We start from the raw sequence: 12887 nt of genomic DNA on the forward strand, positions 1-12887 counted from the left end.
TGTTTATGTTGGGGCGGGTTTGCATTTTTTCAGCAGCGCTTGCGAGCGGCTGCGGATTTCTTCGTTGGACAAGTCTTCCTTATGCGTGGCGATCGACCAGATGTGGCCGTAGGGATCGCGCAGCATGCCGGAGCGGTCGCCGTAGAACTGATCCTGCACGGCGCGCAGTCCGGTTGCGCCGACAGCGATCGCCCGCGCAAACACGGCATCGACATCGTTGACGTAAATCAGCAGGCTGACGCCGGCGCCGCCAAGGGTCTTGGGGCAATGGATGCCCATTTCGATGAATTCGTCGGCGAGCATGACGCGGGCATTGCCGATCTGGATCTCGGCGTGCCAGACCTTGTTGTTCGGGCCGTCGAGGCGCAGCACTTCAATGGCGCCGAACGCCTTTTCGTAAAACCCGATGGCGCTGGCGGTGTCGGAGACGATCAGGTAAGGCGTGACGCTGGTGTAGCCTTCCGGTATGGGATTGACTGCCATGATCGTCTCCTTGGGTTGGCCGGGAACCGATGCGGGTTGGCATCGTGCTCCCTGGCGTTGGACGGCTCCGGTTCTGCGACCGGATGGCGAAGCGGGACAGAACCGGAATTTTAGGCGAATTCCGACAGCAGGTTGACCTGTTGCGAGAAGATCTTTGGATTGCCGGCCAAGACGTCGCCCTTGTACAGGTAATCCGCTTCGCCCTTGAAGGTGCCGACGATGCCGCCTGCTTCGGTGACCAGCAGCGAACCGGCGGCGAGGTCCCAGGGCTTCAGGCCTTTTTCAAAGAAGCCGTCGAGGCGGCCGGCGGCGACATAGGCCAGGTCCAGCGCGGCGGCGCCCGGGCGGCGCAGGCCGGCGCAGCTTTCGGTCATGATCTTGAACATCTTCATGTATTCGTTCAGGCCTTCCATGTCGCGGAAGGGGAAGCCTGTGCCGATCAGCCCGTCGGCGATCTTGTCGCGCTTGCTGACGCGGATGCGCTTTTCGTTGAGGTAGGCGCCGGCGCCCTTGGAGGCGGTGAACAGGTCGTTGCGGGTCGGGTCATAGACCACGGCTTGCGTGATCTGGCCGCGTTGTTGGAGCGCGATCGAGACGCAGTATTGCGGGAAGCCGTGGATGAAGTTGGTGGTGCCGTCGAGCGGATCGATGATCCAGACGTTTTCATTTTCGTCGTGCAGGTTGGCCGATGGGCCGGATTCTTCCGCCAGGATGGCGTGGTCGGGATAGGCGGTCTTCAGGACCTCGATGATGGCGTCTTCGGCCGCCTTGTCGACTTCGGTGACGAAGTCGTTGTGTTGCTTCTTGGTGACCTTGAGCAGCGAGACGTCGAAGGACGCGCGATTGATGACGGCGGCGGCGCGGCGGGCAGCCTTGATCGCCGTATTGAGCATGGGAGGAATGAGCATCCTGAGGGTTCCGTTAAAATGGCGTCTTCGCCGCCAGGTTCGCTACCGGGCGGAAGAAGCTGCACAACAATGAAATTAATGAGCGGTGCACTGCCAGGAATTGCCGGTTTGTTACCAAACCGGCGTCGCCAGGCCTGTTTTTGATCCATGGCAGGCTGGCTTACGATATTCTCGGGCGTGCGAATACCGCTATTTTAAATGAACACGCCCAAAATCGATAATTCTGTTTTCAAGCGCCTGCGTTTCGTGTTGGTGGAAACCAGCAGTCCAGGCAATATAGGCGCGGCTGCCCGCGCCATCAAGACCATGGGTTTCGGCGAGCTGGTGCTGGTCAATCCGCGTTTTCCCGATGCGGTCCGGGAGGAGGCCGCCATCGCCTTCGCCAGCGGCGCACAGGATGTGCTGTCGGGCGCGCGCGTGGTTGCCACCATGGAGGAGGCGCTGCAGGATTGCAATTTCGCCGCCGCCATCAGCGCGCGCCTGCGCGAGTTTTCGCCGCCGGTGGTGACGCCGCGCGCCGTTGCCGCGCAGATCGCCAGCGATGCCGGGTTGCGCGCGGCATTGGTTTTCGGCAACGAGCGCTTCGGCTTGCCCAATGAACTGGTGCAGCAATGCAACGTGCTGATCAATATCCCGGCCAATCCCGATTATTCTTCGCTGAACCTGGCGCAGGCGGTGCAGGTGCTGGCGTACGAATGCCGCATGGCGGAGCTGGGAGAAGGCCGGCAGGACAGCGAAATCGGTTTTCGCGGCGAGATGGCCGGCGTGGCGGAAATCGAAGGCATGTTCAAGCATCTGGAAGAGGCGCTGGTGGCGATCGAATTCCTCAAGCCCGACAGTCCCAAGAAACTGATGCCGCGCCTGAAGCGCCTGTTCGCGCGTACGCAACTGGAAACCGAGGAAGTCAACATCCTGCGCGGCATTGCCCGCCAGATACTGACGCCCAAACAAGAAAGAAAGCCCAAGGAATGAGCAAGTTAAGTCTGGACCGCATCCTGCAATCGCAAGGTTTCGGTTCGCGCAAATATTGCCGCTCGCTGATCGAGGACGGCGAAGTCGCGATCAACGGCGAAGTGGTCGACGATTATCGCTTCACGCCCGACACGGAGGGTTTGGTGTTCACTTTGTTCGACGAAGAATGGACGTATCGCGAACACGTCTACATCGCGCTGAACAAGCCCGCCAATTTCGAATGTTCGCGCAAGCCTAGCCATCATCCGGGCGTGCTGACGATTTTGCCGGAGCAATTCTCGTGGCGCGACGTACAGCCGGTGGGACGGCTCGATCACGACACTACCGGCCTGCTGTTGATGTCGGACGATGGCGCCTTCATCCATGCGCAATCGTCGCCCAAACGTCATGTGCCCAAGGTGTATACCGCAACGACGCACGACGCGGTCAGCGAGGAGTTGATCGCGCAACTGCTGGGAGGCGTGCAGTTGCATGACGAACCCGCGCCCTTGGCGGCGGTGACTTGCCGCAAGCTCGATACGCACCTGCTGGAGATCGTGCTGGAACAAGGCAAGTACCATCAGGTAAAGCGCATGCTGGCGGCGGCCGGCAATCATTGCAGCGCCTTGCGCCGCACCGCTGTCGGCGGCCTGCAACTGGATGCGCTGGAGCTGGAAGAGGGAGAATGGTGCTACCTCGAGGCCGCACAACTGGCACTGCTGACGCCGGCTTGATTCGGAAACGTCAGCGCCGTCGTCCCGGCGAATGCCGGGAACCAGTGTCGTATCGGCACCCGGTTGATGAAATATTTGCACTGGAAGCCGCTGGGTCCTGACTTTCGTCAGGACGACAGGGAATGTCAAGCGGAGATGCGAATCGACAGCGATGCCGGAAAAAGTCAGTGCCGCGTATCGGTATGCGGTGCGGCGTCGGCGGGTGTTTCGGCAATGAACAACTGGGCGCAGTCGACGGCGTCGAATTCGTAATGCTGGCCGCAGAAATCACAATTGATGCCGAGCTTTTCCTGGCTGGCGAGCGCGTCTTCCACTTCTGCCTGGCCGAGCATCTTCAGCATGTTCCCGACTTTTTCTCGCGAGCAGGAACAATAGAATTCAGGATGCTGTGGATCGAAGACACGGATGGTTTCTTCCCAGAACAGGCGATGCATCAGGGTGTCGATATCGGTGCTCAGCAATTCTTCGCTGCGCAGGGTATTGCCCAGCATCGACAGGCGATTCCAGGTTTCCAGTTCTTCTTCCGGCGCGATTTTTCCACCTTCTTTGCCGCCTTCGGTCGGCAGCTTTTGCAACAGCACGCCGCGCGATACCTTGTCGTCGGCGGCGAGCCACAGTTTGGTGTCGAGCTGCTCGGAGCGCAACATGTAGTTTTCGATGACGGTCGCGACGGTGTCGCCGTCCAGCGGGACGATGCCCTGATACGCCTGCTGGCCCGGCATTTTGTCTTTCGGATCAAGCGTGATGGCGAAACGGCCTTCGTCGTTGACGTTGACCAGTTCCGTCAGCGTGGCGTCGTCGGCGACTTCCGCGCCTTCGGACATCTTGGCCGTGGCGCGCAGGCGCAGGTCGGAATCGCATTCGACGACGAGCAGTTTGACCGGACCGTCGCCATAGATCTGCATGACGATCACGCCGTTGAATTTGAGGTTGGCCGACAGTAGCGCCGCCGCCGACAGCATTTCGCCCAGGAGCGTCTTGACGGCGACCGGGTAGTTGTGCCGCGCCAGTACCTGTTGCCAGGTGGCGGAGATTTCCACCAGTTCCCCGCGGACCGGTGCGTTTTCAACCATGAATTTTTGCAGCGTATCTTTCATTGTTTCTTTCCATTGCTCACGAAGGTCGGCAAGATGCCGCTGCGTGTCTGAGCCTTGCTTCGATGACGCTTCAGGCGATGCGTTTGAGACTGGTTTTGAACAATTGCGCGCGTTCGACATAACTGTCGGTGCCGGCACGCATACGGGCGATGTCTTCTTCGGTCAGCGTGCGCACGGCTTTGGCCGGCGAACCGATGATCAGCGAATTCTCGGGGAATTCCTTGCCTTCGGTGACCAGCGCGCCGGCGCCGACCAGGCTGTTCTTGCCGATCTTGGCGCCATTGAGCACTATCGCCTGGATGCCGATCAGGGCACCTTCGCCGATGGTGCAGCCGTGCAGCATGGCCTGGTGGCCGACCGTCACGTTCTTGCCGATATGCATCGGATAGCCGACGTCGGTGTGCAATACTGCACCTTCCTGGACGTTGCTGTTTTCGCCGATGGTGATCAATTCATTGTCGCCGCGGATGCTGACGTTGAACCACACGCTGGCGTGTTCTTCGAGCCGGACTTTGCCGACGACCACGGCGGACTCGGCAACGTAAGCGGTTTCTGCGATTTCCGGCGTGTCTTGCTCCAACTTGTAAATTGCCATAATAAAATTGTCTCCTCGGTTATTCGAGAGCACAGTCACCCATGTTGGGACAGACTGCGTTCCATCAACCCGTCATTTTACCGCTGCTTGTATAAAACATCGTGAATCCATCGCTGAACCTCGATTTGCCTGCCGACATGTTCCCATTCGGGACCGAATTGCGCTGCTGCGCGCTCCATTGGCTGGCGGAAACCGATTGTGCCGCCAAGTCGGCCGGCGTGCAGGCCATGTCGCAAGCCTGGCGCGCCGGACGCATGATTCTGGACTGCGGCGCCGTCTTGCTTGCCGAAACGCCAATACCAGGCCGACCAGCGCGGCCCGAGCTGGTACCGCCGTTGCAGGTGAGGTCGCGCTCCATGCGTACCGAAGAAGGGCGTGCGGCGCTGATCCATGCATTGGCGCATATCGAATTCAACGCCATCAACCTGGCGCTGGATGCGATCTGGCGCTTTCCAGGCATGCCTGAGGCTTTTTACGCCGACTGGCTGCAGGTTGCGGGTGAGGAGGCATATCACTTTTGGCTGCTGGCGTCGCACTTGCAGGCGCTGGGCTTCGCCTATGGCGATTTCCCGGCGCACAACAGCCTGTGGGATATGGCTGAAAAGACGCAAGCTGACATCCTGGCCCGTATCGCGCTGGTGCCGCGTACGATGGAGGCGCGCGGCCTCGACGCTGCGCCGCCGGTGCGCAACAAGCTGGCGCAGGCCGGCGACCGGGCTGCGGCCGAGATATTGGACATTATCCTGCGCGACGAGATCGGTCACGTCGCCATAGGCAATCGCTGGTATGGCTGGCTGTGCGAGCAGCGCGGTCTCGATCCGATTGCGACATATGCCCGCCTGGCGTCTGAATTCAAGGCGCCGGTGATGCGCGGGCCATTCAATATGGAAGCGCGCCGCGCCGCCGGGTTTACGGACGATGAGCTGGCCTTGATGGAATGACGATGCGGATTTGGCGATTTGATTATTCGGGCATGAAATTTTTACCGTTCTTACGTTTCGGATACAGTGTGCGGCGAGTCGCGTGCTATCGTGCCGCTGGACGTGCCGGCACGTTTTTCCAATATATTGATGATGAAAGGAAATAAATGAGACTGACTAAATTGATTGGTGCGACAGTTGCGATCGGCGCCGTTGTCCTGATGGTGTCCGCCTGCCAGAAAAAAGAGGAAACGCCGGGGCCGGCGGAGTCGATGGGAAAGCAGATCGACAGCGTAGTGAAGAACGCCGGCGAACAGGCCGCCGCTGCTGCTGACAAGGCGCAGGAGAAGACCACGGAGGCAGGTCAGAAAATCGACAAGGCAATGGACGACATGAAGGAAGGCGCCAAGGACCTGACGCAAAAGGCCGGCGAAAAAATGGAAGCAGCCGGGCAGAAAATCCAGGGCGCCGCGAAAGAAACACAGAAGTAATCCAGACCTGCTGTTTGCTCAGAACCCGCATGCGCATGCGGGTTTTTTATATCCCGGCCTTGTGGATTTCCTCAATGACGCGCGCCTGAATCGAATGGTCCAGCGCTAGCGCCACGTGGCCGATGCCGCTGATGGCGATGTTTTCGGCGCCGGGAAGATGCGAGGAAATCTGCGGCGACACGATGTTGTCGTGGTGCGAATATATGGACAGGATGACGGCTCGGGTCGCAGGTTCTTCCGTGGCGGCCAGTTTTTGCAGCCATTCGCTGCTGGTACCTTCTTCGGCGCGGCCGAGCCAGTTCATTTCGCCGCAATTGATGCCGATGCCGAAGTTGGCGATGGTGGTGCCGTGGTGTGGCGTGCCGAGCGTGATGACTTTGGCGATGTTGGCGCAGCCATGGTCGCGCAGATAGGCGCGCGCGGCCAGGCCGCCCATGCTGTGGGCAACGATGACGATGTTGTCCTGGCCGCTTTCCGCCACCAGGCGCTGCACCGCCTCATGGACCAGCGGCGCGTAGCCGTCGATGCTGCCGAATACCGGCTCCATGTCGACGGCGTAATGCGTGATGTGGGCTTCGCACAGCGCCTTGCTCATCCAATGCCAGTAGCCGCTGTTGCAGCCGTAACCGTGGATCAGCAGCACCGGTAGGGCGGTGGTATCGGTGAAGATGCGTTTGTCGAAGCGCTGGAACGGCATGCCCCATGAGGAACACACCATGGTGGCGCAATATTCGCCGGCGAACAGTCTGAAGATGCCGGGCCAGCTCAGTTCCGGCGTATGGGCGGATTTGGCGCGGTAAGGCCAGGTCAGGAAGAAGCTGTTGGCCGTGATGGAGGCGCGGAACAGGCCGACCAGCGCCAGGCTGAGGATGATCGCCAGGGGAACGTTGGTGACATGCAGCTTGACGAGCAGGAGATAGAACAGGACTGCGACGCCGAGTTGGGTCAGGAGCAAGGTTCTGGCGATGCGGGCGATCATGCGGTGATGGTTTCTCTTAGCGATGCGATGGCCGAAACGACTAGCCTAACAGGATTACATGACCGTTTCGTTGCGGCGGCAATCTCATGGTTTCTTTTTCGGTGGATTCAGGTCGACGATGCGCGTGCCGGCGATGCGGTCGTGGACGAACTGGCGTTGCGGATCGAGGTAGGCCAGCGCCGCCCAGATCAGGAAATTGACCGTCGGAATCCACACCAGCATCCAGCCTTTGGCGCCGAGCGCCCAGGCCAGCGCCAGGCCGGGAAGAAACCACAGCCAGCTCAGCAGGAAACGGACCAGGGCGCGCCATGCTTGGACGGGTGCGCCGTCTTTATCGACAAGGCGGATGCGCCAGGTCTTCATCGCCAGCGTCTGACCGCCATGGTGCCAGAACCAGATGAAATACACCCCCAGGATGACGAACAGCCAGCTTTCCAGCGCATGGCGCAGGTACAGCGCGTGGCGCTGCTGCAGCAGCGTCGAGAAGATCCAGGCGGAAATGAACAGTACGCCGAACAGCAACATGGATTCGTACACCATGCTGCACAGGCGACGTCGCAGGGAGGGCGTGGGCATGGCGTGTTGTATCGGCGTCGATACGGGAGTCGGTACGGAGCTCAATGCAATCTCTTCTCTTGAGGGTGGCAAACAACAATGTGGCGACCGAGGCGGCGGAATGCATGATACGCGAACTGTCATGTAAAAAAGCCATGCCGGCGTGTTTTACGCGGACATGGCGTTGCTGTTTCCTGCCCTCGGATTTATTTGGCGTCGGTCGGTGTCACAGCGGCCGGCGCAACCAATGCCGGCGACGGCGCCAAGGTTTGCTCCAGCGCTTCGGGTGGCAGTTGTATCGTCGGTGCAGCCTTGGCCTGGGTTGCGGGCAAGGCTGCAACATGTTTGGGCAGCTTGGCTTGCGCCAGTTTCTTTTTTTGCTCTTCCGATAACTGTTGGTATTCCTTCCACTGGGCGGACTTCTTGTCGGCATCCAGCTTCTTGGCACGGGTATAGCTTTCGCGTACCGAACGGCGCTGCACAGGCGTCAGTTTGACCCAATCGCGCATGCGGTTCTGCATGCGTTCCTGTTCGGCCGGGTTCATGGCGGCGAACTTGTTGCCGATGACCAACCATTTTTCCTTGCTGTTGAACTCCATCTTCTTCCATTCGCCAGCCAACGGTGCAAGCGCATGTTGTTGCGCCGGCGTAAGTTCGTTCCAGGTCGGCTTGGCTTCGGGTTTCTTGGCAATCTTGGAAGGCGTCGTCGCCGTAGGCGGTTGGGTTGCCGGAGCGCCGACCGGACTTTGCGCATGCACTCCCATGCCGACCACACCGGTCAGCATGAAAATGACCGCAACAGGAAAATTCAGGATCTTGCGTGCTGCGATGTTCATCGAAGTCCGGATACAAGCCATCAATTATTCGCCTTGCTGTGCCAGATAGGCGTTAAAGCCGTGATCGAGGTACGCAGACAGCGGCAATTCGTCGGACAGGACGCCGGCGTCGATTTCCGCCAGTTCGCTGATGCGTTGCCGGTGTTCATGCTCATACAGGCCGGCAAACAGCATGACGCCGGCCAGTAACGGAATGGCGACGCCAAGACGGCCGAGCCAGGAGAATGACGATTGCGAGCTGTTGCCGCCAAAGGCGCCGGCCAAGGCGAATTGAGGGGCGACGGCATGAACCGGCGCGGCTTTTTTCTGGCGGGCAAGTGCAACGCGGCGCGCTGCTGCCAGGCTTTGCGTGGTCGATTCGGGCAGGTATTCCAGATTGGCGTCCAGAGCACGCTTTACCCGGTAGGCAAATTGTAGTTCTTTGTTGTTCATAAACTGATTCCTTTGGCCCTGAGTGCTTGAGCCAGGGCGTGTGTTGCGCGAGAGCAATGCGTTTTGACGCTGCCCTCGGAACATCCCATAGCCGCGGCTGTCTCGGCGACATCCATGTCTTGCCAGTAACGCATCAGGAAAGCTTCCCGTTGACGGGCCGGCAGTTTTTGTACTTCGGCATCGATCAATGCGAGCGTTTGCTCGCGCTCAACCTTGTCAGCGCTGGATTCGGCCGCTTCGGAGCCTTCTTCGGCTTCATAACTTTCCAGCAGGTCAAAGTCTTCCTGGCTTTCGGTGTCGCGTCCGATGCTGGAGAACAGGCTGACCCAGGTCGTGCGTACTTTTTCCCGGCGGAAAAAATCATGAATAGTGTTTTGCAGGATGCGTTGGAACAGCAGAGGGAGCTCGTCAGTCGGCTTGTCGCCGTATTTTTCGGCCAGTTTGATCATTGCATCCTGGACAATATCGAGCGCCGCTTCATCCTTTCGCACGGCGTAGACAGCCTGCTTGAAGGCGCGGCGTTCGACATTTTCAAGAAAATCGGAGAGTTCTTTGTCAGTTGCCATGCAGTACGGCTTGTCGATGCGCAGCCGGGAGTAGATGAGTCGAATGCATTTCCGACATGTTGGTGGAATGTACGGATTTGTAACAAGAGCGCATGCTAGCAAAAAAGCCCTTGCTTGTGGTGGTGTTTATTGGAAATGCACAACTTACGGGCGGTTTTGCAGGCGGTTGCACTAAATTAGCTTGACCAAAATGAGGCGACGCATTAACGTGTCAGTCCGCTTCATCAACATGAAGTTCTATGGTCTTTACCGTGGCTACGCATAATGTAGCGATTGTCAAAGACGCGCTTTATTGAAAAGCTGTTTGTTCTAACCCGCGCCACAAGCGCGAGAAATTCGTAACGGTGTGCTTGCACCAAGGCTGAACGAGTCGCGCTGAGCGGCATTTTGAACCTCACTACGGTTGGGGCGCAGAAATGACGTGACCGCACAAAGAAGGGATGCCGGAGGAAGCAGGTCAACCAGTGCGGTTTCGTCAGGAAAGAGCATCCGATCAATCTCCAATGGACCTTGAAAGGAAGTAGTAATGAGTGCAGAAAACCTCACCGGCGCGGAGATACTCGTCCGTTGCCTGGCTGAAGAGGGCGTCGAGCACGTCTTCGGTTATCCCGGCGGCGCCGTGCTTTATATTTACGACGCTATCTTCAAGCAAGATAAATTCCAACACATCCTGGTACGCCACGAGCAGGCCGCGGTGCATGCAGCGGATGCCTATTCGCGCAGCTCCGAAAAAGTCGGCGTATGCATCGTGACCTCCGGCCCCGGCGTCACCAATGCGGTGACCGGTCTGGCGACCGCGTACATGGATTCGATCCCGATGATCGTGATTTCCGGCCAGGTGCCTTCGACCGCAATCGGTCAAGACGCCTTCCAGGAATGCGACACCGTCGGCATCACCCGCCCTTGCGTCAAGCACAACTTTCTGGTGAAGGATGTGAAAGACCTCGCGGCGACGATGAAAAAGGCTTTCTATATCGCCACGACCGGCCGTCCCGGTCCGGTGCTGGTCGATATTCCCAAAGACATTTCGATGCATACCTGCGCTTTCGAGTATCCGAAAACCGTGGAGATGCGTTCGTACAAACCGGTCGACAAGGGCCACTCGGGCCAGATCCGCAAAGCGCTGCAACTGCTGCTGACGGCCGAGCGCCCGATGATCTATACCGGCGGCGGCATCATTCTCGCGAATGCGGCGCCGGAGCTGAATAAGCTGGTCGATCGTCTCGGTTTCCCCTGTACCAACACCCTGATGGGGCTGGGCGGCTACCGCTCCACCAGCGACAAGTTCGTCGGCATGCCAGGCATGCATGGCACGTATGAAGCCAACATGGCCATGCAGCACAGCGACGTGCTGATCGCCATCGGTGCGCGCTTCGACGATCGCGTGATCGGTAACCCGAAGCACTTCGCATCGAATGCGCGCAAGATTATTCACATTGATATCGACCCATCGTCGATCTCCAAGCGCGTTAAGGTCGACATTCCCATCGTCGGCAACGTCAAGGACGTGTTGCAGGAATTGCTCGCGCAATTGGATGCCTCGGAAACCAAGCCGAATGCACCGGCGGTGGCCAACTGGTGGAAGCAGATCAACAAGTGGCGCGAGCGCGAGTGCCTGAAATTCGCGACATCCGACGAAGTCATCAAGCCGCAGGCCGTGGTCCGGAAGGTATGGGACATCACCAAGGGCGACGCCTTTATCACTTCCGACGTAGGCCAGCACCAGATGTGGGCGGCGCAATACTATGGTTTCGACAAGCCGCGCCGCTGGATCAATTCCGGCGGCCTCGGCACCATGGGCGTCGGTTTGCCGTACGCCATGGGCGTGCAGAAAGCCAACCCTGACGCGACCGTCGCCTGTATCACCGGCGAGGCGTCGATCCAGATGTGCATCCAGGAGCTGGCGACCTGCAAGCAATATCACCTGACGCCAAAAATCATTCTGCTGAACAACCGTTTCCTCGGCATGGTTCGCCAGTGGCAGCAAATCGATTACGGTTCGCGCTACTCCGAGTCCTACATGGATTCCTTGCCCGACTTCACCAAGCTGGCCGAATCGTATGGCCACGTCGGCATGAAGATCGAAAAACCGGGCGATGTGGACGGCGCGCTGAAGGAAGCGTTCGGCATGAAAGACAAGCTGGTCTTCATGAACTTCATTACGGATCAAACCGAAAACGTCTGGCCGATGGTCAAGGCGGGTAAGGGGTTGACTGAAATGCTCTTGGGTTCGGAGGATCTGTAATCATGCGCCATATTGTTTCTGTACTGCTGGAAAACGAAGCCGGCGCCCTGTCCCGTGTCGTGGGGCTGTTCTCTGCGCGCGGCTACAACATCGAGACTCTGACTGTTGCACCTACCGAAGACGCCACTTTGTCGCGCATGACCATCGTGACCAGCGGCTCGGACGACGTGATTGAACAAATCACCAAACACCTGAATCGCCTGATCGAGGTGGTCAAGGTCGTGGATCTGACTGAGGGCGCGCATATCGAGCGTGAACTGATGCTGATCAAGGTACGTGCCGTGGGCAAGGAGCGTGAGGAAATGAAGCGTACTGCGGATATTTTCCGCGGCCGCATCATCGATGTCACCGAAAAGACCTACACCATCGAACTGACCGGCAACAAGGGCAAGCTGGATGCATTTATCGACTCGATCGACCGTGCGGCGATTCTTGAGACTGTGCGTACCGGCGGCTCCGGCATCGGCCGCGGCGAACGGATCCTCAAAGTCTGATCCTCGACCATCGTTGGTAGCTCTCTCTGTATTTAATTCAGTATTGAATATTTTAAAAATTAGTTAATAGGAAAAATCATGAAAGTTTTTTACGACAAAGACGCAGACCTGTCCCTGATCAAGAACAAGAACGTGACCATCATCGGTTACGGTTCGCAAGGCCACGCGCACGCGCAAAACCTGAAGGACTCCGGCTGCAAGGTCACCGTCGGCCTGCGCAAGGACGGCGCCTCGTGGAACAAGGCCAAGAACGCCGGCCTGAACGTTGCCGAAGTCAACGACGCCGTCAAGGGCGCGGACGTCGTCATGATCCTGCTGCCGGATGAAAACATCGGCCAGGTCTATGCCGAAAACGTCGCACCGCACGCCAAGCAAGGCGCCACCGTGGCCTTCGCGCACGGCTTCAACATCCACTACGGCCAGGTCGTGCCGCGCGCCGACCTGGACATCATCATGATCGCACCGAAGGCTCCGGGTCATACCGTGCGTTCGACCTACACCCAGGGCGGCGGGGTGCCGCACCTGATCGCCGTGTATCAGGACAAGTCCGGCACCGCGCGCGACGTTGCGCTGTCGTACGCCACCGCCAACGGCGGCGGCC

16 protein-coding genes are annotated in these 12887 nt (G+C 58.8%); 7 read left to right on the top strand and 9 right to left on the bottom strand.

Annotated elements, in window-relative coordinates:
• Nucleotides 1–3: 3 nt before the first annotated feature.
• Nucleotides 4–483: a VOC family protein gene (locus tag RV1423_RS24715; RefSeq protein ID WP_081768998.1), complete on the bottom strand. Its 480-nt coding sequence runs from the start codon at nucleotides 481–483 to the stop codon at nucleotides 4–6.
• 110 nt (nucleotides 484–593) lie between these two features.
• Entirely contained in the window at nucleotides 594–1391 is a 798-nt protein-coding gene (locus RV1423_RS24720) for an inositol monophosphatase family protein (protein ID WP_034302817.1), read from the bottom strand.
• Nucleotides 1392–1589: 198 nt separating this feature from the next.
• On the opposite strand from RV1423_RS24720, the gene RV1423_RS24725 reads away from it, so the two are divergent.
• Both RV1423_RS24725 and RV1423_RS24730 read left to right on the top strand, forming a co-directional pair.
• Nucleotides 1590–2363, top strand: a complete 774-nt coding sequence (locus RV1423_RS24725; RefSeq protein ID WP_034302818.1) for an RNA methyltransferase — start codon at nucleotides 1590–1592, stop codon at nucleotides 2361–2363.
• Nucleotides 2360–3076 (top strand): pseudouridine synthase, encoded by a 717-nt coding sequence (locus RV1423_RS24730; RefSeq protein ID WP_034302820.1) that lies wholly within the window; start codon nucleotides 2360–2362, stop codon nucleotides 3074–3076. Before RV1423_RS24725 ends, RV1423_RS24730 begins: the two co-directional genes overlap by 4 nt.
• Nucleotides 3077–3240: 164 nt before the next feature.
• On the opposite strand, the gene hslO is transcribed toward RV1423_RS24730, so the two are convergent.
• Together hslO and RV1423_RS24740 are read right to left on the bottom strand one after the other, a co-directional pair.
• A complete protein-coding gene (gene hslO, locus RV1423_RS24735) occupies nucleotides 3241–4173 on the bottom strand; it encodes an Hsp33 family molecular chaperone HslO (RefSeq protein WP_034302822.1) in 933 nt (310 codons plus the stop codon).
• A 70-nt stretch (nucleotides 4174–4243) separates the two neighbouring features.
• Nucleotides 4244–4768, bottom strand: a complete 525-nt coding sequence (locus RV1423_RS24740) for a gamma carbonic anhydrase family protein (protein ID WP_034302824.1) — start codon at nucleotides 4766–4768, stop codon at nucleotides 4244–4246.
• Between the two features lie 137 nt (nucleotides 4769–4905).
• Here RV1423_RS24740 and RV1423_RS24745 point away from each other — a divergent pair, with 137 nt between their 5' ends.
• Together RV1423_RS24745 and RV1423_RS24750 are read left to right on the top strand one after the other, a co-directional pair.
• A complete protein-coding gene (locus tag RV1423_RS24745; protein WP_034302848.1) occupies nucleotides 4906–5709 on the top strand; it encodes a ferritin-like domain-containing protein in 804 nt (267 codons plus the stop codon).
• Between the two features lie 146 nt (nucleotides 5710–5855).
• Complete coding sequence (locus RV1423_RS24750) at nucleotides 5856–6179, top strand: hypothetical protein (RefSeq protein WP_034302826.1); 324 nt, start codon at nucleotides 5856–5858, stop codon at nucleotides 6177–6179.
• Nucleotides 6180–6225: 46 nt separating this feature from the next.
• On the opposite strand, the gene RV1423_RS24755 is transcribed toward RV1423_RS24750, so the two are convergent.
• The 5 genes from RV1423_RS24755 to RV1423_RS24775 form a co-directional block, all read right to left on the bottom strand.
• On the bottom strand, nucleotides 6226–7158 hold the full coding sequence (locus RV1423_RS24755; RefSeq protein WP_034302828.1) for a triacylglycerol lipase: 933 nt from the start codon (nucleotides 7156–7158) through the stop codon (nucleotides 6226–6228).
• An 84-nt stretch (nucleotides 7159–7242) separates the two neighbouring features.
• On the bottom strand, nucleotides 7243–7734 hold the full coding sequence (locus RV1423_RS24760) for an RDD family protein (RefSeq protein WP_034302830.1): 492 nt from the start codon (nucleotides 7732–7734) through the stop codon (nucleotides 7243–7245).
• Between the two features lie 185 nt (nucleotides 7735–7919).
• Complete coding sequence (locus RV1423_RS24765) at nucleotides 7920–8549, bottom strand: DUF3106 domain-containing protein (RefSeq protein WP_034302832.1); 630 nt, start codon at nucleotides 8547–8549, stop codon at nucleotides 7920–7922.
• Nucleotides 8550–8573: 24 nt separating this feature from the next.
• Nucleotides 8574–8981, bottom strand: a complete 408-nt coding sequence (locus tag RV1423_RS24770; RefSeq protein ID WP_034302834.1) for a DUF3619 family protein — start codon at nucleotides 8979–8981, stop codon at nucleotides 8574–8576.
• Nucleotides 8978–9547 (bottom strand): RNA polymerase sigma factor, encoded by a 570-nt coding sequence (locus RV1423_RS24775; RefSeq protein ID WP_034302836.1) that lies wholly within the window; start codon nucleotides 9545–9547, stop codon nucleotides 8978–8980. The genes RV1423_RS24770 and RV1423_RS24775 overlap by 4 nt, the downstream gene beginning before the upstream one ends.
• A 526-nt stretch (nucleotides 9548–10073) precedes the next feature.
• On the opposite strand from RV1423_RS24775, the gene RV1423_RS24780 reads away from it, so the two are divergent.
• The 3 genes from RV1423_RS24780 to RV1423_RS24790 all read left to right on the top strand — a co-directional run.
• Nucleotides 10074–11792 carry an acetolactate synthase 3 catalytic subunit gene (locus tag RV1423_RS24780; protein WP_034302838.1) on the top strand — a complete coding sequence of 573 codons (1719 nt, stop codon included), beginning with the start codon at nucleotides 10074–10076 and terminating at the stop codon, nucleotides 11790–11792.
• Between the two features lie 2 nt (nucleotides 11793–11794).
• On the top strand, nucleotides 11795–12286 hold the full coding sequence (gene ilvN / locus RV1423_RS24785) for an acetolactate synthase small subunit (RefSeq protein WP_007882202.1): 492 nt from the start codon (nucleotides 11795–11797) through the stop codon (nucleotides 12284–12286).
• Nucleotides 12287–12364: 78 nt separating this feature from the next.
• Nucleotides 12365–12887 (top strand): NAD(P)-dependent oxidoreductase (locus RV1423_RS24790; protein ID WP_034302839.1); only part of this gene is annotated, 523 nt, incomplete at its 3' end.

The sequence above is a fragment of the Herbaspirillum sp. RV1423 genome (genome assembly GCF_000577615.1).
GTDB lineage: Bacteria > Pseudomonadota > Gammaproteobacteria > Burkholderiales > Burkholderiaceae_D > Herbaspirillum.

Bases quoted from the DNA above. Each gene is read 5' to 3' on its own strand.
- RV1423_RS24740 (WP_034302824.1), bottom strand. From the start codon at position 4,768: ATGGCAATTTACAAGTTGGAGCAAGACACGCCGGAAATCGCAGAAACC.
- RV1423_RS24760 (WP_034302830.1), bottom strand. From the start codon at position 7,734: ATGCCCACGCCCTCCCTGCGACGTCGCCTGTGCAGCATGGTGTACGAA.
- RV1423_RS24775 (WP_034302836.1), bottom strand. From the start codon at position 9,547: ATGGCAACTGACAAAGAACTCTCCGATTTTCTTGAAAATGTCGAACGC.
- RV1423_RS24730 (WP_034302820.1), top strand. From the start codon at position 2,360: ATGAGCAAGTTAAGTCTGGACCGCATCCTGCAATCGCAAGGTTTCGGT.
- RV1423_RS24780 (WP_034302838.1), top strand. From the start codon at position 10,074: ATGAGTGCAGAAAACCTCACCGGCGCGGAGATACTCGTCCGTTGCCTG.
- ilvN (WP_007882202.1), top strand. From the start codon at position 11,795: ATGCGCCATATTGTTTCTGTACTGCTGGAAAACGAAGCCGGCGCCCTG.
- hslO (WP_034302822.1), bottom strand. From the start codon at position 4,173: ATGAAAGATACGCTGCAAAAATTCATGGTTGAAAACGCACCGGTCCGC.
- RV1423_RS24720 (WP_034302817.1), bottom strand. From the start codon at position 1,391: ATGCTCATTCCTCCCATGCTCAATACGGCGATCAAGGCTGCCCGCCGC.
- RV1423_RS24765 (WP_034302832.1), bottom strand. From the start codon at position 8,549: ATGAACATCGCAGCACGCAAGATCCTGAATTTTCCTGTTGCGGTCATT.
- RV1423_RS24715 (WP_081768998.1), bottom strand. From the start codon at position 483: ATGGCAGTCAATCCCATACCGGAAGGCTACACCAGCGTCACGCCTTAC.
- RV1423_RS24745 (WP_034302848.1), top strand. From the start codon at position 4,906: ATGTTCCCATTCGGGACCGAATTGCGCTGCTGCGCGCTCCATTGGCTG.
- RV1423_RS24725 (WP_034302818.1), top strand. From the start codon at position 1,590: ATGAACACGCCCAAAATCGATAATTCTGTTTTCAAGCGCCTGCGTTTC.
- RV1423_RS24750 (WP_034302826.1), top strand. From the start codon at position 5,856: ATGAGACTGACTAAATTGATTGGTGCGACAGTTGCGATCGGCGCCGTT.
- RV1423_RS24770 (WP_034302834.1), bottom strand. From the start codon at position 8,981: ATGAACAACAAAGAACTACAATTTGCCTACCGGGTAAAGCGTGCTCTG.
- RV1423_RS24755 (WP_034302828.1), bottom strand. From the start codon at position 7,158: ATGATCGCCCGCATCGCCAGAACCTTGCTCCTGACCCAACTCGGCGTC.